The organism is Flavobacterium aquidurense, from assembly GCF_002217195.1.
Classification (GTDB): Bacteria; Bacteroidota; Bacteroidia; order Flavobacteriales; family Flavobacteriaceae; genus Flavobacterium; species Flavobacterium frigidimaris.
The window spans coordinates 196,917-218,230 of the sequence record NZ_MUGR01000024.1; the positions used below are offsets into that span (position 1 = coordinate 196,917).

Annotated in this window: 16 protein-coding genes; 6 read left to right on the forward strand and 10 right to left on the reverse strand. The window is 30.8% G+C overall.

From position 1 onward, the window contains the following. Window positions 1-184: 184 nt before the first annotated feature. From B0A67_RS13260 to B0A67_RS13285, 6 genes are read left to right on the forward strand one after another with little or no spacing between them, the layout of a single operon-like run. Window positions 185-1,306 (forward strand): cysteine desulfurase family protein, encoded by a 1,122-nt coding sequence (locus B0A67_RS13260; RefSeq protein WP_072959267.1) that lies wholly within the window; start codon window positions 185-187, stop codon window positions 1,304-1,306. 5 nt (window positions 1,307-1,311) lie between these two features. Next, entirely contained in the window at window positions 1,312-3,573 is a 2,262-nt protein-coding gene (locus B0A67_RS13265; protein ID WP_072959270.1) for a DEAD/DEAH box helicase family protein, read from the forward strand. Between the two features lie 5 nt (window positions 3,574-3,578). Then, complete coding sequence (locus tag B0A67_RS13270) at window positions 3,579-3,806, forward strand: hypothetical protein (protein ID WP_072959272.1); 228 nt, start codon at window positions 3,579-3,581, stop codon at window positions 3,804-3,806. A gap of 1 nt (window position 3,807) precedes the next feature. Then, window positions 3,808-5,931: a hypothetical protein gene (locus B0A67_RS13275; protein WP_072959276.1), complete on the forward strand. Its 2,124-nt coding sequence runs from the start codon at window positions 3,808-3,810 to the stop codon at window positions 5,929-5,931. Between the two features lie 4 nt (window positions 5,932-5,935). Further along, the gene (locus tag B0A67_RS13280) at window positions 5,936-6,406 is read left to right on the forward strand and encodes a hypothetical protein (protein ID WP_072959280.1); all 471 of its coding nucleotides are present in this window, start codon (window positions 5,936-5,938) and stop codon (window positions 6,404-6,406) included. A 17-nt stretch (window positions 6,407-6,423) separates the two neighbouring features. Then, window positions 6,424-6,822: a hypothetical protein gene (locus tag B0A67_RS13285; protein WP_072959283.1), complete on the forward strand. Its 399-nt coding sequence runs from the start codon at window positions 6,424-6,426 to the stop codon at window positions 6,820-6,822. Between the two features lie 180 nt (window positions 6,823-7,002). Here B0A67_RS13285 and B0A67_RS13290 read toward each other — a convergent pair whose 3' ends face one another. The 10 genes from B0A67_RS13290 to B0A67_RS13335 all read right to left on the reverse strand — a co-directional run bounded on the left by B0A67_RS13290 (window position 7,003) and on the right by B0A67_RS13335 (window position 21,257). Then, a complete protein-coding gene (locus tag B0A67_RS13290; RefSeq protein WP_072959286.1) occupies window positions 7,003-7,740 on the reverse strand; it encodes a hypothetical protein in 738 nt (245 codons plus the stop codon). Next, complete coding sequence (locus B0A67_RS13295) at window positions 7,721-8,848, reverse strand: hypothetical protein (RefSeq protein WP_123887398.1); 1,128 nt, start codon at window positions 8,846-8,848, stop codon at window positions 7,721-7,723. The genes B0A67_RS13290 and B0A67_RS13295 overlap by 20 nt, the downstream gene beginning before the upstream one ends. Continuing rightward, window positions 8,841-11,063, reverse strand: a complete 2,223-nt coding sequence (locus B0A67_RS13300) for a sensor histidine kinase (RefSeq protein WP_207557337.1) — start codon at window positions 11,061-11,063, stop codon at window positions 8,841-8,843. The genes B0A67_RS13295 and B0A67_RS13300 overlap by 8 nt, the downstream gene beginning before the upstream one ends. Before the next feature lie 8 nt (window positions 11,064-11,071). Further along, on the reverse strand, window positions 11,072-12,199 hold the full coding sequence (locus tag B0A67_RS13305; RefSeq protein ID WP_072959295.1) for a phosphoadenosine phosphosulfate reductase family protein: 1,128 nt from the start codon (window positions 12,197-12,199) through the stop codon (window positions 11,072-11,074). Continuing rightward, window positions 12,196-15,426 (reverse strand): ATP-binding protein, encoded by a 3,231-nt coding sequence (locus B0A67_RS13310; protein WP_072959299.1) that lies wholly within the window; start codon window positions 15,424-15,426, stop codon window positions 12,196-12,198. Before B0A67_RS13310 ends, B0A67_RS13305 begins: the two co-directional genes overlap by 4 nt. Continuing rightward, window positions 15,413-16,306 (reverse strand): DUF4007 family protein, encoded by an 894-nt coding sequence (locus tag B0A67_RS13315; RefSeq protein WP_072959302.1) that lies wholly within the window; start codon window positions 16,304-16,306, stop codon window positions 15,413-15,415. The genes B0A67_RS13310 and B0A67_RS13315 overlap by 14 nt, the downstream gene beginning before the upstream one ends. A 277-nt stretch (window positions 16,307-16,583) precedes the next feature. Then, window positions 16,584-17,552, reverse strand: a complete 969-nt coding sequence (locus tag B0A67_RS13320) for a PDDEXK nuclease domain-containing protein (RefSeq protein WP_242670961.1) — start codon at window positions 17,550-17,552, stop codon at window positions 16,584-16,586. A gap of 23 nt (window positions 17,553-17,575) precedes the next feature. Continuing rightward, a complete protein-coding gene (gene mobC / locus B0A67_RS13325; RefSeq protein ID WP_072959378.1) occupies window positions 17,576-19,558 on the reverse strand; it encodes a conjugal transfer protein MobC in 1,983 nt (660 codons plus the stop codon). Between the two features lie 17 nt (window positions 19,559-19,575). Further along, complete coding sequence (locus B0A67_RS13330; RefSeq protein WP_072959305.1) at window positions 19,576-20,880, reverse strand: relaxase/mobilization nuclease domain-containing protein; 1,305 nt, start codon at window positions 20,878-20,880, stop codon at window positions 19,576-19,578. Continuing rightward, a complete protein-coding gene (locus tag B0A67_RS13335; protein ID WP_072959381.1) occupies window positions 20,865-21,257 on the reverse strand; it encodes a plasmid mobilization protein in 393 nt (130 codons plus the stop codon). Before B0A67_RS13335 ends, B0A67_RS13330 begins: the two co-directional genes overlap by 16 nt. Window positions 21,258-21,314: the final 57 nt, after the last annotated feature.

The following is a 21,314-nucleotide window of genomic DNA, read 5'->3' on the forward strand; positions in this document are numbered from 1 at the left end:
AGTTAGTAACGAATATCATATTATTAACTATGATTATATTCGTTTTATTTTTATAATTAATTTGTTAAAGAATTCAGTAAACAATGTTCTAATTCTATATCTATCTATTATATTTTTCGCCTTTACGGTTTTCCATATTTTCTTTCCGTTGCTTTTTCGTATTATTGTATATAAAAAGCTATTAATGTTAGTTAACTATTTTGATAACGCCAGTACAACCAAAATTGATTCAAGGGTTCTTGAAGCAATGTCTCCATATTTAACTGATTTTTTCGGCAATGCCTCTAGCAATCATGAGTTTGGAAAAAAAATTAAAAATTCAATAGAAAACGCAAGAACCAAAGTTGCACGATTGATAAACTCACACGATGATGAAATAATATTTACATCGGGATCTACAGAATCTATAAATTTAGCTTTGAAAGGCTATGTGGAATCTAATTTTGATAAAGGAAATCATATCATAACTGTGAAGACAGAACATAAAGCTGTTCTTTCAACCTGTGAGTATTTAGAAACAAAAGGATTAGAAGTTTCTTATTTGGATGTAGATCACCGAGGATTAATTTCTATTGATGATTTTAATAAGGCTATTAGAAAGGATACATTTTTAATTTGCATAATGTATGTTAATAATGAAACGGGAGTTATTCAGCCCATTAGTGAAATAGGTTCAATCGCTAAAGAAAATAATATTAGATTTTTCTGTGATGGTACACAAGCCGTAGGTAAAATAATCGTTGATGTTGAAAAAGATAATATTGATATGTTATGTCTTAGTGGGCATAAATTAAATGGACCTAAGGGAGTTGGAGTCTTATATAAAAGAAGAGGAATAGAATTAACTCCTTTGTTACACGGCGGAGGACAAGAAAATGGTTTAAGAGGAGGAACATATAATACTCCTTTTATAGTAGGGCTAGGAAAAGCATGTGAAATCGCTTGTAATGAATTAAAAGCTAATTCTTTGATTCTTGAACTTACGAGTAAATATTTAAGAGAAGAGTTAGGAAAAATAAAAGGATTAATTATAATTGGAAATGGCGAGAATAAGATTTCCAATATTATTGATGTTTTAATACCTGATTTAAATTCGGATATATTTATTTCCAAGGCTTCAAATTTCGCATTAAGTAATGGTTCAGCATGTACGTCACAAATTATTGAAAGTTCCCATGTATTAAAAGCAATGGCATTCACAGATGCAGAATGCAGTAATTGCATCAGGATATCAATTGACAAATCAACAACAGAAGACCAAATAAAAAAACTAATTGAAGCGATCAAACGCGAAATAAATATTTAAATAGGATGTTAAAAGATGTTTTTTGGGCAGAGGATCGAGACTACAAAACAGGTAGTGAAGATGAACCTTTACAGTTTTATCTTGATGCCCTAATGAACAGTAACTCTTTCGATTTATTACTTGGATATTTTAGTTCGGCAGCTATAAATTTACTATCTCTAGGGTTCGCTAGTTTTATATATTCGGGAGGAAAAATGAGGGCCGTAATTAATAACGTACTTTCTGAAAATGATAAGAATGCTATTGAAGCAGGACAAAAAAAAGATACTTTCACTACAGTGTACAATTTTCATAATATAAGAGAATTAAAGGAATCTCTCGATGAATATGGTAAACACTTTTTTGAATGTTTTGCTTGGCTAATAGCAAACGATAGAATTGAAATTAAAATTATAAAGCCAAAAAACGGAAAAGGGATCGCGCACTATAAATCAGGAGTATTTAAAGATGGTGTAAGTGCAATCAGCTACAAATCATCTTGCAATTTTACTTATTATGGATTTGTAGAAAATTTAGAAGAGCTAGAATGTAGATTATCATGGGATGAAAATCAATCTAGAAGATCAGTTGAAAAACAAATCAAAGACTTCGATAAAATATTTGAAGGAAATTCTGAAAACATTGATTACATGGATATCAAAGATATAGTGGCAGCAATAAAAAATGAATTTGGAGATAAAGATATTCAGGAATTATTGGTACATGAAAAAGAACTTCTGGATAAAAAAAAAATATTATTTAATAACTCAAAAGTTCAAAAATCAGTTGAGCTTGCGATTGAAAAACTGAACGAGTTCGAGATTTTTGAAAAGGCACCTAAATTTCCCTATTTGGAAGGTGCTAGAGCCTACCAAATGGAAGCCTATCAGAAATGGGTGGAAAATGATAGAAAAGGTTTATTTGCAATGGCAACAGGAACAGGAAAGACTATAACTTCGCTTAATTGTATTTTAGAAGACTATAAATTAAATAACTTTTATAAGTTTATCGTTTTAGTTCCTACAATATCTTTAGTAACTCAATGGGAAAAAGAAGTTACAACTAAATTTAATTTTGAAGAGGTTACAATATGTTCGAGTTTGAATAATAATTGGGAAGATTCAATTAGAAGTTACGGTAGAAATATTAGGTTAGATAACGATTGTAATTTCTGTATCTTGTTAACCTACGCAACCTTCAGAGGCAAAAGATTTCAAAATTTGTTTAACGATTTGTTTAAGAATGAATTTAAAAACATAACGCTGATTGCAGATGAGGCACATACATTTGGGTCCCCAAACTTATTAAAAGTTTTACCTAATAGTATTAAAAAAAGAATTGGTCTCTCAGCGACACCGGAAAGACAATACGATGAAATAGGGGAATTAGAATTGTGTAATTTTTTTAATTCTTTTCCTCCAAAATACACATTTGATTACAATATGCGTAAAGCTATAGATGATAAAGTGCTTTGTAAATATTATTATTATCCGGTAATAGTTGAATTAGAAACGGAAGAACTAAATGCCTACCGTGATATAACTAAAGAACTTATTAGATTTTTAGACCCAAAAACAGGTAAATACAAGGATGATCCCTATGTTAATATGTTGCTTATAAAAAGAAAAAATATTATTCACAAAGCTGGTAAAAAAACTAATTGTCTAATCAATATAATAGATGAAATTGGTAAGGAAAATTTTAGATATGCTTTTATTTACGTTCCAGAAGGTTATGAAAATGATTATAGTGAAACTGATCTAGATCACAATAATGAGGATGATGATTCCATAATTGACCAATATACAAATATGTTATATGAGAAATATAATTTCAAATTAAAAAAATTTACTGGCGAAACTAAACATAGAGAAGAAATTTTAAGTCAATTCAGTAAGGGGAAACTAGATGCCTTATTAGCCATGAAATGTTTAGATGAAGGGGTAGATATCCCCCAAACCCAATATGCTATTTTTTGCTCAAGTACTGGTAACCCCAGACAATATATTCAAAGAAGGGGAAGGGTATTAAGATATCATGGAGAAAAGCAGTATGCTTATATTTACGATATGATTGTAAAGCCTGTCCTTGATGTAACTGATACAGATCCTAGTCAAATTAAACTTGAAAAAAACATATTGATAAGCGAACTAAAAAGATTAGTTAATTTTGCTGTTCTAGCTGAAAATAAATTAAATTGTCTAAAAAAGCTAGAAGATTTATGCTACAGTTTAGATATTGATATTTACGATCTAGCAAATATTGAAGAAGAGAAATATAATTTATAAGATATATGAAAAGTTTAAATGATAATTTAAGAGAGGAATTTGGTGAGATATTGAAAACGCCAGAAATCACAAACATAATAATAGCAAAGAAGTTAGATGATCTAGTTATTTCTAATGCTTTTGAAAAACTGTTAGATAATAAGTATGGAGCAGATGACTCCTCGGCGATTGAAAAAGGAAGAGCTGAATTCGAGACCTTCATTATAAACACTTTAAAAACTAAAAACCATTAATATGATAATTGATAAAGTTATAATAAATAATTTTTATTGTTTTTTAGGTGAAAATATATTAGAATTCTCAAAGGGGCTCAATATTATTTCAGCAGTTAATTCAGGGGGGAAATCTCAATTGTTTAATGCTTTTTATTGGACTTTTTTTGACAAAATTTATGCTGATGTAGATAATAACTCCACAAAAAAAGCATGGAAGGATGGATCACGTCAAATTATATGCCCTGACTTTATTAAAGAAAAGAGTATTGAAAATGATAAAATAGAATGTTCTATCGAAGTTTATTTAACTAATGAATATCATTTGAATGACGAACCTACGGGAGAATTGATAGAATACGTTTTTACAAAGAAGGTTACGTATCAAAAGATAAATGACTCCTTAATAATATTTTCTAAACCTGATCTAACAGTAAGTTTCGTTAAAGATGGTGAAACAGAATTTATTCCTCAATATAATCAAAGTTGGTTTTTAGAAAGAATATTCCCTACAAGCATAAGAAAATTTATGTGGTACCAAGGAGAAACTATGGATGAACTTTATGATTTTAGTAATCCAACTACATTAAAGAATGCAATAAATGAGATTTCGTACTTTCCTATGTATGATAATATGGAAAAAATTGTGAAAGCTTCTTTAAAAAGTATTGGAAAAAAAGTTTTGAAAGATTTAGAGTTGCAAAAAAAGTTAACTGTAGGTCAACAGACTCTTATTAATGAAATTAGTTATAAAACTAATAGTATCGAAATCAAAAGTGAGAATGTAACAAAACTCAAAAATGAAATCAGTGAACTTCAAGATAATATCGCAGAAGAAGAATTTAAGCTTAAAGGGTATGATAAATATCGTGATATAAAGGATGAATTAAATAAGCTTGAAGCTGAACTAAGCATAACTAAATCTAGGATTGAAGATTCAAACACTTACATAAAGGAGACATTAATTAATAAATGGATGTTAAATGGATGTGAGGACCTAATAAAGGCCTCTGAAAAGAACCTTAATATCATTAACGAAGAAATTAAGCAATTCCAAAAAACCACTAATCCTGTTCCAATTTCTTTACCTGGTCCGGAATACGTTGAAAAAATGATTTCTGATAAAATTTGTTACATATGTGAGCGGCCAGTTTTAGATGACACACCTGAATATGAAGCTTTGGTAAAGAGGTTAAATGATTTTCAGGATAATTCAAATCATAAAGTACTTCAAGACAACTACACAGAACTAAATAGAGCCAGAAGGAGGCTAGTTGGCGAATTACCAGATATAAATAGTGAAATTAAAGAAAAAAATAAAGCGATTGATTTGTTGATTAAAAATAGAACAAGACTTACTAAAAAAATTGCGTCTGTTTACACGGAGTCTGGGCATGATAAGGAATTAGACATTACCGTTGGTGCTTCAACTGCAAGTCAAATACTATCAAAAATACAAACTTTAAGGAATGCTAAAGATCGGAAATCTGAAAATTTACGGTCAGTTATATCTGATTTAGCTATTTTGGAAGATAGTCTAAAAAAGGATTTAACTGAGAAAGAAAAGGCTTTGGTTAATATTGATACTAATTCGGTCGAAAGTATTGCTGAAGATTATATTAAAATGTTTGAAATCAGTATTGTACAATTAAGTTCAATAGCCTATAAAAAGCTGATTAGAGAAATACAATCCGAAAGTAATAGATTATACTCTTTGTATCTTGGAGGTAAGACTCAGGGTGAAATAGAAATATCTAATGGAATTAGAATCATTGATAAAGGAACAAAAAAAACATTATCAGATTTAAATACTGCTGAAATAATGGCTCAAAAACTTGCTGTAGCAAATGCTTTTCTTTCGCTAAGTGAAAGAAAAATGAAAAGAGCTTATCCAATTGTTGCAGATGCACCTACTTCTGATTTAGATCATATTAATACTTATAACTTAACTTTAAATATTGGTAATTCCTTTGATCAAATGATTATAATGTCAAAAGATTATGCTTTGCTAGATAATTCAGAAAGAGATAAATTAATTGAAGAGGCTAAAATTGTGAAATATTATGAATTTATCAATCAAATTATCGATGATACTGGTCTTGACTCTAGAGCAAATAAAAAGACTTTTATAAAAATTATAAAGTAATAAAATGAGAGAGAAATTAATTATAGAATTAAATAGACGAAAGGTTCATTACGGAGATAATGTATTAAAGGTTAGAGATCTTTTTAGTCGAAAGCAAGAAAGTATTTCTAAGTTAGATGATAAGTTTTTCTCTAAATATTGGCAAGTGTATGCTTGGTCAGCTATTATTGGATTTGTCAATAATAAAAGAGAGGTCGGTGCTTCACTTCCTAATCAAACATCGTTTGAATTTCAAATGATTTCAAATGGTTCTGAAACTATTGCGAACGGATTAATGCTAATGGCAATTGGTAAAATAGAGGCGGAAACTGTTGACGAAATTTTAAACGCTCGTAAAATACTTACCATTATTAGTGAATACGCGGAGGGTGGCGCGAAACATGTCTTAGAGTTAAGACAGACACCCGGTTTTGAGCACAAGTTTAACTATACAGATGATTATTTCTTTGAAATTGTTGATAGAAAAAAAGATTAAACACACATTTAATATTTATGGAATCAAAAGAATTTATTGATGGTCTAAAGAGAGACAAGGCTAGAGGCAATCTAGCACCTCATCAAGTTATACTGTTAATTGCATTTTTAAATCTTCACGAGGTTAGTAATAGGTCGAAAATTTATGATATTTCACGTCTGATCGAAGAATTTAAAAAGGTATGGATAAATCATCAATTTAAATTTGAAACGAAAAATAATAATATTGGTTTGCCCTTACGGGCTTTGGTAAATGCAGGGTATATAGAAATTGAAGTAATTAGTCCAATAAAGGACTATAGGAATAAACAGGAACTTAAATCAAAAATCACAAAATTAGTAATTAGTAATATATTGGATGAATTATTTCATAACGAAAATCTTATGGAGGAATTAAGTAGCCGAATAGTGAAATAAGTATTATTTACTCTTGTTAAAAAAAACAATAATCATTTAAATTTTCTTTTAATTCCTGATATCAGAACAATTAGTTGAAGCTAGTGTAAGTTCTTCTAGAACACTTTCATTTTAATATTTATCACTTTTCAAAATTTCTTAAATTTAGGGGAAATCGGATAACAATAAACTTTTATTGAGTTATTTCATATAGGGTACTATTTTATTATAAGTGAACTCAACAGGACAATTAAAATTCGCATAACTATCTCGCCACTTGTTATTAATTGATGTATAGTAAGGTCTCCACAAACGATATTGAGCTCTTTCAATAATTTCTTGGTATTCGGAATTATCCAAAATGTTTTGAATTTTGTCTCTGCTATAATAATTTTGTAATATAAAATCAATACCTAGAATAAAGTCTAAGGGAGGATGCGGAATTCGAGGGGTCGACAAAACTAGAATTCCTTTAAAAACATCCCCCTTTGCCTCAAGATTATTCCCTCCAAATGTAAAATGATAATTTGGATGTACGAAATTATCTGATGTATCATAACAGTGCCTATCTAAGTGTAGTGATGAAAATATATCTTCACAATTCTCATCCAATCCTTCTAAATCTATGTTAAAAACTAGCTTATCCAAAGGATTGATTATCTCTTCGTGATTTATATACTTACCGGATATTTCCAAATTCAGAATGATTTCAAATGAATCCATGTTCGTAGGTACACTACCTGAGTATTTTTCAGTTATTGTATTAAATGTTAAATTGATACATTCGTACTCCCAATTGAGTCCATCTGAATTATAAATTCGAATTGAGGCGTCATAAATTGGCTTACAATCTTTTATCAAGTTAGCACTTTGTAAAATTTGTGCTAAGTTGTTTAAGTCACTACTTAAAATTTGCTTACTATCTTGAAGGTCTTTCATTTGGAAATTTTCTTTTTAGCATTTCGAGTTTTATCTTTTCACTTTCAATTATATCTTTCCAAATTTCCTTATTCGTAGGTTGTAAAGCCTCTTCAAAACATATGTATTCTTTATCTTGCCAGGGATAAATTTTTTCCTGGCCAATCACTAGCAATCCATCGATATTATCGATATAGGTGCCAGTTCCCTTGCAGAATGTCCAAAATTTCGAACTTTTTGCTTTTCCATCTTTTTTTGACGCCTTTAAATCTAGATTAAATCTCTTATTTAATATTTCGACCCTTTCTTGAGCATCTAAAGATCTTAGTGTTCTGTTTTCAGAAATTTCATTCCATAATTTTTCCAATTTGCTCATCCACCATCTTTCCCAACCACTTGAAAATATTCCTTCATATTTTATCTTAATCAATATTTTATCTTTCAAAGTTGCAACATGTTCTTCTGCTGATGCGTCAAGATCGATTCCTAAACGAGAAAAAAGTAGATTTTCGCAAATTAAAATCCCATTTTTTTGTAATATTTCTTTAATGAAAAAATTTGATATGGAATGCAATGGCTTTGTTCTTACTTGATATTCCATTTCGGAAATAAATCTCACATCTTCATTATCTGTTTCTGAATTTAATATTGAGTTTACATCTTTAGATCCAGATAGAAATTTGTATGCTTCAGCAATAGCAATTAATTTACGCGTGTAAGTTTTAAATGCGTCACTTCCGCTTAATGACTCCTTGCTAATTATAAGGTCGAAAAGATCTTTATTTGTTTCATCAAAATATTTATCTAAATTTTTATTTGCTGAAAGAAGAAAGATTGGAATTTCGCTCATCTCTTTTGATTTTGAAAGATTCCTTAATTCTTGTGCAAGAGTTGAACCTTTGTAATAAGAGATAGTTCCGGATTCAGGGTTTTTCTTCTCCTCCAAATTTAGATCTAGTAAAAGTCCATCATATTTTCTGAATTCTTCGGATAAAAATTTTATCCTTTCATTTTCCCAATTTCCTGTTGGATTTCTAAACTCAATCGATAACTTCTCGTCAGACAAGCCTACAATCAGACCATCTGCTTCATCTCGTGTATTATCGTCGATATATAAAAAATTATTCATAGCCAAAATTATTTTTTTGATATTTTGTTGCGATAGGAATTTCAATTCTTAAACAAGTATTATAACTATCTTCTGGATCAATTACCTTTATGTTTCCATTATAGTTCATTACAATATCTTTAACAATTTTTAAACCCAGACCGTTCCCAGTTAGTCTGTCATCATTAATGTTTTTATCAATGTGTTTTAAGGAGGTAAAAAACGCATTGAAGACTCTCTCTTTATTCTCTTCGGGAATTCCATCTCCATTGTCATGAAATTCTAAATATACCCTTTCGTCTTCTTTTCCGATAATTATTTTTATTTTACCTGTGACATTTTCTCTTTTAATAGCTTTCTTAGAGTTCGAATATAGATTAAAAAGAATTGAATTCCATTCCGAAACATGCATTGGTACAGTAATTAAATCATAGTCATAGCTTTCTGAGAATACTTCAAAACCAGTATTGCCAGTTTCAAAAGCAATAGTTTTTTTAAATTCGTTTACTACATCATTTAAATCGATTGGTTTTATTTCCCTGCTTGTGTTTTCTGATACTGTTGTATTGAAATAAGATGTATACGCAGTGAAATTGTCGAATGTTTTTTTTAGTCTAATTATCAAATCAGCATTATCAGGTGTTATACTTTCGATTTCAAGTAGTTTTTTTATGTAACCATTTATAGAGGGTGTATATTGTATTATTTCATGTGTAAATTCACCAATTGTCAAACCTAAAGAAGCAAGAATTCTTAACATACTCAGTTCTTCTAGCACTAACGAGTATTTATTTTTTATGGAATTAATTTTTTCTTTAAAGTCGTTTGTTTTACTATCTTTTTCAAATTCGAAAGCCAAAATCTCTAAATCATCTAATTCATTTTTTAATGCATTTATTGGATCTACAGTAATATGAATATGATCTTCTTTATCAACTGAAGGCTGTCGTGAATCAAGAAACATTTGATCTGTACGAATGAGGCTAATTTTTTCCGCTATCCTTAATCGTGCATTATCTAGAGCTTTTGAGAGAAAAGTCACTAACTCGTCGAAAGCAAAATTATTCAACAAGCCTTCTCTGCTTGCAGTTTCTTGGAACAATTCTCCCTCCTTATCTAGGATTTCAACAAAACCAAAAAGATTATTATTGCCAAAAGGAATATTGGTTACACCTGATGACCCTGAATATCTTATGTCCAATCCTAACCAATCATCTTTAGCTTCACCGTAAGGAAGCACTCTAAAACCATTTCTATACAATCTTACACCTGAACTCTCTCTAGCTTGTTTTTGGATGTTTGAAAGTTCTAATTTTGTTATGTTAGTATAATAATCACTTCTATTATAAATAAAATAATATACTTTGAAATGTACATTTTTTATAAAACTAAAATTCTCTTGAGTTTTATTTTTATTTATTTTTATTTCGATATCATGCAATCCAAGTCGATTGCTTTTCACTGCCATAAAACCAACACCTTCACTGTCAATATGTCCCTCTATTGTGGCTAAGTTTTTTTCGAAAAGCATTTTGCTTGGACTAGCAATTTCTTTCTTTGCAATTGAATTTTCGAGATAAAAAACAAGATCGAAGGAATTATCTAATTGATTCGCGATGTTTAAAATTTTACTATTCTCTGATAAATAGTCTGGTTGGAATAGATCTGAAACATAGCGGTATATTCTTTTTATTGCTGTTTCACTCCAGATTTCTCTAAGACCTTCAATTATGAGCATAGTGCCTTCTAATTTCTCCTTCGAAATATATTCGATTTTATTAGTTATGGATGTAAGCTCAATGTCACTTTTATAAGATGCCCAGTCAAAAGTTACTTTAATTGCTTCATCGGAAAGTTTTGTCTGACTAATAATTATTAATTTATTGCCAAGACCCTGCGTCGCAAAGCGGCCGATGCCTTTTCTTCCTGCTTTATTTCTTTTAAATTTTAATGAATTAGGATTATGTATTTTGTCGGTCGACGAAATTGTCATAAAACCTTTTCTTAGTTCGTCAATATTCATTCCCAAACCATTATCAGAAATGATTAGAGTTCCTCCTATATTCTCAGTATTAACAAAAGTTATTTCAACCTTTGTAGCATCAGCATCGTATGAGTTTTTAATTAATTCTGAAACAGCTGTTTCTGATCGTCCGACTAGCTCTTTTCCTAATCTATCTATTAAGCCAGCGTCAACTGAAAAAGATATATTGTTTATCTGTTCGTTTTCTTCCATTTTATAAATTATATAAAACAACTTGCACAACCTTCACCTTCAGCTTGCAAGATTTCGTCTTGCCAGCTTGTAGTGGTTTTTGCGTTAGTTTTGTTTTTATGCATTCGTAAATAGTGTTCTTTTTTTATCGCGTTTACACGTTCTGGTTTTTTTAATTCTTGCAAGGGTTCAATAGTCCAGGTGTAACCTTCTTTCTCATATTCAATAGCTTTATCATAAAGTATTGGATGTTGTTCTAACAACCAGACCCATTCTATTTTTTGTTGAAAGAAACAAAAGAAACATCCGGAACGACTTCTTGAGTAAGTTCCTTTTTTCAAGTCTCCATTTATTTCAACCTCATATTCAAGTGGTAAATAATATGCGGGTATTCCAACTCCTGAATCATCTAAAATTTTAAAAACATCATCTATACCTAGCACTTCATCATTTTCTATCAATGAGAAGCTCTCTAATTTTCCCACAGGATAGTCTGTAGTTTTTAAAAATTCATAAACTACTTTATTAAAAAGCTTTACATCAGTATCTAGTAGTGCATTTACTTTTTGTTTTTGTGTAAAACGCATAGAAATAGGCTGCTCCACATATTGTAAAATCATTTCTAATTTTCCTTTTGGGGCTAATAATTCATAATTACTTTTTACAAAATCGATATTTGAATTAGCTAGAAATTTTTTAATTACATCTTCGCTCCAAATATTTTTTCTAAAGGGAAAAATTGATTGAATATTCTCTTTTTTGGAAATATAACCTTCTCTGTTTTCATCACCACGAATGCCAACATAGGAGATAGTTGGCGTTGTGCCTATCTCATTTTCAAAAGGTTCTAATTTCATTTTCCCAGTACACCAGCGTGCTGTAGCAGATGGTAAATAACCGCCATACATAGCTAAAAAATGATCAAAAGGATTTTTTTCAGGAGAGTTTAGCTCATCAATAGATTTATAAAGCCTTATGTTCTTGCCTAGTACTGAATTTAATTTATTTATTAAATCATATGTTTCATTTAATTCTTTTCCAGTGTCACAAGTGTAATATTCAACATTTACATCAGGATGTTTTCGGCTCATGTAAATAGCTAAAGCAGCACTGTCTTTTCCTCCTGAAATTCCTAATACATGTTTTATCTCACTCATAATGCTAAATCTTGATTAAGTTCAGTAGATAATAGTTCCATCAGTAATTGCTTACGTTTATGAATGTCTAATGTAATTAATTTTTCTTTTAATTGGACTCTTACAGCTTCAAATTCTTTATTGTATTCATTTGAAAATATAATTTTATCATCAAGTATTCTTCCGGATGATCCGATCATTTGAATTGAAACCATCTTTTTGTTTTCACTAGATTTAAATTCATGGAGTTCAGATGCTTTAATTAATCCAAGTAAAAAATGTTCTAAATTTGTAACTAATAAAACATCTTCCTCATCAATCATTCTATCAATTGATTTCCCTAATGCAGCATCTGCAACTGATTTTAGCCAGGAAGCTCTATCATCTAGTGGTGAAATTAATCGTTTGTAAAAAATTGACTGTTCAGTTCCTAGCAAACTCAAATTAATATTGTTTAATCTATTTTGAATTTCTGTTTTGTAATTTTCGAAATCTACACTTTCACAATAGAAAGATTGAATTATTTTTTCTTCAATTCTGTCTAATAAAGAATTATAAGCTGAACGTATTTCACGTATGGCATCTTGAATATGGTAAGTGAATGACTTTAATACTTCCTCGTCATCACTCACAGAAATCGAATGAAAACCTAAAGCATTAGGAAAATGATTAAACAAAGCATCCTCAGGATCTTTTGCATTTTTAATAGCTTCCCTTAAATTTATGGCCTTTGGAGAAAGTCTCCTCGTATTTATCGTGTATTCATTTAAACCTCTGTAGAATCGAAGGAAATTTCCGAAAATTGATAGAAATGTACTTTTTGTACCTAATTCAATATCTCCCACTTGCACTAGTTCTTTATAGCTTTCTAAAAGATTTACTTTTAATCCAGAAACATCATAACTTTTGATAGAATAATTAGCTGGAGATTTGTGGACTAAATCTAAAACATCGTCCGTTAAGTAAGGAACAAATCCATTGCTTTCATGAAATAACGCAAATTCTTCTTTATTAACTATTAAGAATAATGGCACCCAAAATTCTGTAAATCCTTTTTTTAATTTAAAAGGAGTTTTACTCAAGATTTCATACAACTCTCCTAAGTTTCTTTTCGACGAATTAGCAGATTTAATAAATGAATTACATTCTTCCCACAAAGGGATAAAAGTATTATCAGTAGGTGGGGAAAAAACAAAGTAATTTAATTCCTGATTAAATGAATGCATTCCTGTATCTTTTACTAAAGTAATATATATAGATTTTTCAGGAGGGAATTTATCATTTGGAAAACCAAGATTCTCTTCACTTTCCTTATTTAAAAGATTTCGAATAAAAGATTTTCTTGCAGTACTTATCTGAAGACTTAAGAATTCTTTATTTACTAGTTCATTTTTGTAATATGGTGCTCTATCAAACTCTAAGTCACATATTCTAGATAATGTTTCATTTAGAGCCTTTTTTGATCTTATATCTTCAATTCTACCATCATAAAACCAAATGTTTTGATCATTAGAAATGAATAAATTATCTAATACTAATTTTTCTAATTGTTGTTTATGAAATTCTAATTCTTTTGCTAATAATTTGCCAGCATTGATATCTTCTCTATGTTTTGAAATTAAAAAAATTAATTTGTTTATTGTAAAAATTTCATTGTGTATTTGTTTAGAATTTTTATATACAACAAAAAGATTACTACCAGAATTGATTGATGAAACTTTAATTTCTTTTTCCTTGAGATTTACATCAAAAATTAAATTAATATAGCCATCAAGAGCTCCTTCAGCTCTAGTAATTGAATTTAAATTTGTTAAGATTCGATATTCGAAAAAACGTGGGGTACCTTTTTCATAAGAGTTCTTTTTAACCAAGATTACCGGAAAATTAACCAAATCGGTTATAGCATCATTGATCGAAAAATCATGGTTTATTTCCTTTGAAGCATCAGCTAATTCTTGTTCAATATCTAAATCTGTACCTTCTAAAAAATTTAGTTTATTACTATGATTATAAAACCTAATAATCCCTGATTTATCCAGTTTTTCTATAGCTTTTTCAATATCTGTTTCATCAAGTTCACTTGTATGATGAATATACTTTGATATAAAATTTTTATCCAATAAGCTACCAGCCTTAGTGAAAATATTAGCTAAGCAAATAGTTTTGATTATTTTAGCTGTTAAATCGTAGTTTATGTGCTGAATTAATTCAGCGCGCTCTAGTGCTCTAAAACAAGTTTGCCATTGTAAACGGTGAGGATTATTTGAACTGTAAATCTCACCCCCCAAAGTGTTGACTAAATAGTCAAAAACATTAGAGATGGAATAAAATTTTCCTTTAAATGAATTAATAGAATATTTGCTTGTATCGTTTAAAAATGTAAACAGTGATCTTTCGTTTTGCCCATAGCGTTGTAAGGAATTGACCAAAATGTTTGCAGATAGCCAATCTAGAGGATATAGTGATTTCGCTAGTTCGGTTGAACTTATTTCGTTAAAACTAACAAGGTTAGCTTTCTTAATTGCTTTGTTTAATAGTTTAAAACTATCTTCATTTTTTTTAGGCAATTCAAAACCTTGTAGCTTATTTGATGCAAAAAACAAAAGTTGTTCAACGGGTTCATTAAAAAATAATTCTACAAAACGCCCTTTAATTTTCTCCCATTCTTGTTTTTCGGATAAGGCAAGTGAAGCAGAATAGGAAATAAAACTTTGATGCAAAGAGATGATAAAAAATACATTTTTTTCATCATCATTCACCCATTCTGAAATTTGTTGTAGTAAATAGAGATCATTTACATGATTATTTTTGCCAATAAATTCAAGGAATTTACCAAACTCATCGATAATCAAAACTAAGCCCTTATTTTTTTTTGCAGAATTAATTCTTCTGTTCTCTAGTTCTTCGATTATTTCATCTGATGATCCTTCTTTTAGTTTTAATGTTTTTAATAAAGAAGCTCTTAAAGAAAAGTTATCTCCAACTAATTTTATAAAATCATATGAGTTTACTTTTGAATTTATATTATTTCTAAAATAGATTTTTTCTTGCAGTAAGTTTTTTTCTAATGCCCAAAGAAATGTTGATTTACCGGTACCATAATTTCCGATTAGGGTAAATGATTTATTGCTTTTTCCTTCACTAGTAAGAACACGATCATAGATTTGAATCGCATTCGGGGTAACAATATAATTTAAGTCTTTTGACTCGTCTCTTAATATGTTAGTAGATATATTATTGTATTTCATAATACGATTCTAATAAATTTGTCTTATAATCTTTTGCTATGCCTTTTATTTGAATTTGTCTTATTCCCGCATCATTTTTATATACGAATTCTGGATATGTTGAACAAAGCTGTTCTATCAAATTATCTAATCCATCATTTGAAAGGCAGAAATAAGAGCCGATTGTATTTCTTAACTCGTCATAGCTAATATCTTTTCGATCATCAAGATAATCTAAAAGACAATACGCAAAAATGGTAATTGGCAGATTGTTTCTGACCTCTTTGTTTATTTTATATACTATTTCACCATTACCGTTTCTAGAATTTAGCTGGGATATCAAATTTAATTCTAGTAAAGGCGAATTAAAATCATCTTCAATAGTCTTTAACGATTTTTTTGGTGTGGCATAAGATTTTACAAAAACTTTAAAATCAGATGTTAAGGTGTTTGTGCTTACTTCTCTTTCGTTATTATCTCGAATTTTCTTTTCGATGAATTGAATAATTTGCCTTTCAGAAAAATCTAAAGTAACTTTGTCGTTGAAATATTCGGAGAAAACTAAGTTGAAAATACTCGCATAGTTTGATTTACAAATTTTATATTGCAAAAGCCATAATGTACCCTCATCTTCTAAATAAGGATCGTATGCATCATCATTATTTAAAAACAGCTTGTTTGATATTTCTGAAATTTCATGCCTGTCATTTATCAATCCAAATGCCTTAAGCCAATGTTGAATTGATTGAACCATATTTTTACCAACACCTAATCGTGAGATTGCAATTTCAGGTCTGTTTAAAACTGTATATCCTTCATTATCAATTAGTTTTATGCCTTTTGACAGCCACTGTTGTCTACAATGAAAGGTGTCATGACCTGAAAATTTTAAAGTATTCATAATAAAAAAATTAGTACTGCAAGTTACTAAATTTACTATGGATGAATTCATCCATAGCATAAAACTTATGAAAATAACACTTTCTATAATGTAAACAATTGATTGACAGGTGTTTGTGTTGTTATTATGTGTTACCGTATTCGTTTTTTCGTTGGTAAAAATATTTTGAATTAATTGATTAAAATTATGTGATATCTTGTCTAACAACTAAGTTTAACAAAATGAACGATGTATTTCTAAAATTAAGTATGGGTTTAATAAATTAAGTTTATTACTATTAAACTAATAATTCTTGCATTTTTTGCTGAAGTAATAGTTTGTCCGGAAGCTGGATTTTATATTCAGCTACCATGGTAGAAGAAAGACTTCTATTGAGTGCATACTCAACTACCTTGCTATCTTTATCAGTGCATAACAATATTCCAATACTTGGATTTTCATTAGGTTTTTTTACATCACGATCTAGTGCTTCGAGATAAAAATTTAACTGGCCTAAATGTTCCGGTTTAAATTTATCTGCTTTTAATTCAAAAGCAACTAGACACTGTAATCCTCTATGGTAAAATAAAAGGTCAATATAAAAATCGCTATTTCCAACCTGCAATTTATATTCCTGATCAATAAAGATAAAATCTTTCCCTAATTCCAAAATAAAATTCTTCATTTGCTTAATCAATCCCTGCTGCAATTCATTTTCACTGTAGGATTCAGAAAGATTTAAAAAATCAAAAATATAACTGTCTTTGAAGGTATTATTAATTTCAGAATGTATTTCTCGCACCACTGGTGCGAGTTTTGAATTTCCAATCATAGTTCTTTCAAAAAGACTGGATGAAATCTGACGCTCTAGTTCTCGTTTACTATAGTTTTCTCTTTTTGAAAAGCTTAGATAAAACTCTCGTTCTTCTACTGTTTTACATCTAGAAAAGATAATCAGATTATTGGACCAGTTTATTTCTCGCACCAGTGGTGCGAGTTTTGGTGTATCTTTGTAGATTTCATAAAACTGCCTCATACGCCAAAGATTTGCATCCGAAAATCCCTTTAAGTCAGGCTCCATTCTTAGCAAAAAATCAGCTAGTTCTTTTACTACTGATTTTCCCCATTCTGCTGTTTCTAGGCGATTGTAAATGTACTGTCCAATATTCCAGTACAGATTTATCATTTCAGTATTAACTGCTGTAATTGCTTTTGATCTGGAATGTTTTATTAATTGGATTATATCAGTAAACTGCTCTTGTATCATCGTTTCTATATTTAATTTATTATTTACTTCTTAATTACTAAATGGCTCAATTCAATATCATTTAATAGTCTTTCTTTTTCAGCATAAATAATATCCTTTATGTCCTTTTTTATCTGCAGATAATTGCGCTGTACCATCGAATTATCGACTTTTCGAATGACAGGAATATCGACGTAATCATCCTGTTCTTTTTTCAATGCTTCATGGTCATTTACTATTTCAGAATGAAATGTTTTGAGTTCAATTTTACAATCAGGATCATCCGCTACCATACCCACGAATTCACCAGAACTAAGTCCGGAAATTTTGGATGGAGGCACTGCCGATTCCAATTGTTTGGACCGGCTTATAGAAGTATCTCCGCTATTAATTGAAAGGCTTTCCCTGTCCTGCATAATTTTTCCAAAACGCTCTGACAATTGTTTGGCAGTATCACCTGTAACTTGTCCGCTTACTACGTTTCCAACAATATTCATAATCACGTCTGCCTGTTCTCGTCCATAGTCTTTACGCAGCTGGCTAAAATCCTGAATACCCAAACAAGTTGCTACTTTATTGCTCCTAGCTGTGGCAATCAAACTGTCCATATTGTTTAGATAAATAGTTGGAAATTCATCAAATATCAGACTGCTTTTTTGTTTCTTTTTTTGATTCACTTGCTTTACCAATCGGTTAACATACAGTGATAATACAGCTCCATATATTTGGATTTTCTGCGGATTATTTCCCATGCAGACGATCTTGGGATCGTCCGGATTATTGATGTCTAGTGTGAAGTCACTACCCGATAAAACATAATACAATTGTGGAGAGGAAAGCCGTGCCATGGCAATTTTTGCAGAAGCAATTTGCCCCTCTAATTGGTCCATAACATTATTTAGGTAGGCATTCACAAAGGGATTAATAAGTACTTCTATTTCTTTTTCGGTTCTGAGCAGGGTAAAGAGACTGTCGTAATCTTCCTGCATGAGTTCAATTACATGGGGAAGCGTACAGAATTCGCCGTCTTTGTATTTTCGTAAATACCATATTATGGCGGAAAGAAAATTAATCGGTGATTCTACAAAAAAATCACCCTGTCTTTTGATCCATTCCCTGTTGAGTCCCAGCAAAATAGTACGCGCAGATTCTGAAGCATCCGTGATGTCACTCATGCCAGACGGTTCTAAAGGATTACACCGATTGGTCCGGGTCAAATCGTCAAAATTGATGACATAAAACTGAGGTAATTTCGGATAGTGATGTTTGTATTTAAGCCAGGTATTATAGACAATTCTGGTCAGGTCATCAAACTTGAAATCATAGACAAACATGGTGAATTGTTTACGTATGTGCTGGGTAATGACATGGCGTATGACGAAATAAGATTTCCCGGATCCGGGCGTACCAGAAACCAAGAGTCCCCGAAAAGGATTGATAATGTTTATCCAACTGTCCCTTATCTTATCCTTTAAGTGATATCGAGCTGGCAGATTAATAGAATATTCATTTTCCAAGAGCCTTTCTTCCTGAGGAAAAGTTTCATTTTCTTTATTAAAAACATCTTTATTGTTGAGCCTATTTTTTATAATACGTGACAATAGTGTACCGCCGGAAAGCATTAGAAGAAAGCCACTGGAAGTTATAGTCATATAGGCAATTGCTGCCAGAATGAGTTCAATTTTCAGGTAAAGCGAAAGACCACTTATAAAGTAAGTAAGAATACCCGTAATGATGTAAGCCAAAGCTGTTTTGTAATTCAGCTTTTCGTCTTTACGACCTTTGGCACCAATTAAGGAAATAATCAAAAATCCAAGTGCAAAGAGTTTAGATTTATGAAAATTACTGAATAATCCGGTATGGTAAATATTACCCATAATTTTATCACTAAACCCACTGACCAGCTGCCACTGCTGAAAGGCAGCGTAGCAGTAATAATAAAAATGGATTACTAATATAATAATACTGATGAGTCTTGTCATATCCAAGATCTTCCTAAGCGCCTGTTCGTTTTCTCCTGTCTGCATAGCCATGATGTCAAGTTTTATCGATTATTAGACTGTCCTTTTCGTTTTTTCTTTTTATTTCTCAGCTCATACGGAAGATAATTAGCCGTTTGTTCTGATTGAATGAGCATCTCTGCTAATTGCCCCATTATAGTGCTGGATCCTACATATTTGTTATCCCTAAAATCATCACCAAACAGCGTTGCAACTATTTCCGACTTTGGTGCTTCAAATATGATATCTTGTAATTTTTCACTAACCAAATTTGTCATTTTTTGATCGGCTGGATTAATGGATGTACAGCGTTCCTGTATCGCTTTAGCACTGTATTGTTTACCGAGTGTACTGCCGTTAAAAACACATTTTGTGGTGTGGTCAACGTAGGTGATTCCATAAAGTAAGCCTTCTGCGTTTTTTCTAAAAACAGTATTGATTCCCTCTTTTTGCAGTAGTTGAACTAGTTCTGTGAGCGATATTTGCGATTTGAAAAATGCCATATCGATAGCGTTTTTTACCCTTCTTATGTCTGACATTTGATTAGCCGTATTGGATGTGAATTTTTGTTCTAAAAACTTCAGGGTTGGTTTATAGTAAAAGTCACTGGCCTTTATAGGTACTCCAATAGATTTACCTTCATCATCCAGTATTCTATACACTAATCCTTTAGCTTTGAATATTCTTGAATTTTCATTGCCTCGGTCCGCCAAAACATTATATTGTTTGAGTACTGCATTGAGTTCTGCCAGACTTGCATATCTATAAGACGTAAGTACCTGAGACAATACATTTGAAATTGCTTTTTTGGATTGGATTCTACCGTATTTAACTTTACCATTTGAAATAGGTTGAAGTTCCTTATTCTGATCTTTTCTACGTCCCTCAGCTACGACAAGTCTAAAGGATTTTTCGATTTCTTTTCTTGCCGTTTCAGATTGATTTCGACCAATATTATGCATGTCAATTCTACTTCCGTCTGCTTTTACTTTTATGGAGGTTATGTGAATGTGCGGATGTCCGGAATCGTGATGCTGGTATACCAAATAGGGCTGTTCTCCAAAACCAATTTTTTCCATATATGAATTAGCAATGCTCATCAGTTTATCTTTTGAATAGTTTTCTGAGGGATCAAAGTTTAGCGATATATGTACGCTGTTTCGCTTTACATTGTCATTCAAAGCCACTTGTTTTAGAAACCGATTTAGTTTCATAGTATCACTCATTTTATCCACATCCATAGGATAATTTCCTTCGCCGATACATTCTGCTACTCCTTGTTTTACTTTGTTTTCGTTGTAGTTAAAAATACTGTGTATCGAATGCCCCGTTTTTATGATCGCAACCATCTTACTGAAATTTGCTGGATGTATTTCTTGATTTCTTCAACCTTCTCCAAGAGGTTTTTTTTATCCAATTCAGCGCTAATAATCCATACTTTAAATTCCGGAATCTGATTCAGTGTATGCAGTTTTTTAACTGCCTGGTTAAAGTTGTTTCCAATAGCACCTAATTCCCCTCGAAGCCGTATAATTTCCAGCATAAATTCGTCAAGGGATTCATTACGAAATTTAGTTGTAACAGGTTTGTCAAATAAGTGTCTGCGAATGTAGTCACTTAGCTTTCGGGAAGTACTGGCTTTCCATTTGCGCTCAATTTTTACATACTCTTCGGGTGTAAACCGTAACCCGACTATGCGTGTTCTGTTTGAATTTTCTTTTTCCATCATCTCTCTTTTTCATTATTATCAAACTCTTTTTTTTCCTTTTAGCCTCACTGCTCA

Excerpts from the sequence above, each read along its gene's own strand:
- B0A67_RS13260 (WP_072959267.1), top strand. The coding sequence starts at position 185 with ATGTTAGTTAACTATTTTGATAACGCCAGTACAACCAAAATTGATTCA.
- B0A67_RS13265 (WP_072959270.1), top strand. The coding sequence starts at position 1,312 with ATGTTAAAAGATGTTTTTTGGGCAGAGGATCGAGACTACAAAACAGGT.
- B0A67_RS13270 (WP_072959272.1), top strand. The coding sequence starts at position 3,579 with ATGAAAAGTTTAAATGATAATTTAAGAGAGGAATTTGGTGAGATATTG.
- B0A67_RS13275 (WP_072959276.1), top strand. The coding sequence starts at position 3,808 with ATGATAATTGATAAAGTTATAATAAATAATTTTTATTGTTTTTTAGGT.
- B0A67_RS13280 (WP_072959280.1), top strand. The coding sequence starts at position 5,936 with ATGAGAGAGAAATTAATTATAGAATTAAATAGACGAAAGGTTCATTAC.
- B0A67_RS13285 (WP_072959283.1), top strand. The coding sequence starts at position 6,424 with ATGGAATCAAAAGAATTTATTGATGGTCTAAAGAGAGACAAGGCTAGA.
- B0A67_RS13290 (WP_072959286.1), bottom strand. The coding sequence starts at position 7,740 with ATGAAAGACCTTCAAGATAGTAAGCAAATTTTAAGTAGTGACTTAAAC.
- B0A67_RS13295 (WP_123887398.1), bottom strand. The coding sequence starts at position 8,848 with ATGAATAATTTTTTATATATCGACGATAATACACGAGATGAAGCAGAT.
- B0A67_RS13300 (WP_207557337.1), bottom strand. The coding sequence starts at position 11,063 with ATGGAAGAAAACGAACAGATAAACAATATATCTTTTTCAGTTGACGCT.
- B0A67_RS13305 (WP_072959295.1), bottom strand. The coding sequence starts at position 12,199 with ATGAGTGAGATAAAACATGTATTAGGAATTTCAGGAGGAAAAGACAGT.
- B0A67_RS13310 (WP_072959299.1), bottom strand. The coding sequence starts at position 15,426 with ATGAAATACAATAATATATCTACTAACATATTAAGAGACGAGTCAAAA.
- B0A67_RS13315 (WP_072959302.1), bottom strand. The coding sequence starts at position 16,306 with ATGAATACTTTAAAATTTTCAGGTCATGACACCTTTCATTGTAGACAA.
- B0A67_RS13320 (WP_242670961.1), bottom strand. The coding sequence starts at position 17,552 with ATGATACAAGAGCAGTTTACTGATATAATCCAATTAATAAAACATTCC.
- mobC (WP_072959378.1), bottom strand. The coding sequence starts at position 19,558 with ATGCAGACAGGAGAAAACGAACAGGCGCTTAGGAAGATCTTGGATATG.
- B0A67_RS13330 (WP_072959305.1), bottom strand. The coding sequence starts at position 20,880 with ATGGTTGCGATCATAAAAACGGGGCATTCGATACACAGTATTTTTAAC.
- B0A67_RS13335 (WP_072959381.1), bottom strand. The coding sequence starts at position 21,257 with ATGGAAAAAGAAAATTCAAACAGAACACGCATAGTCGGGTTACGGTTT.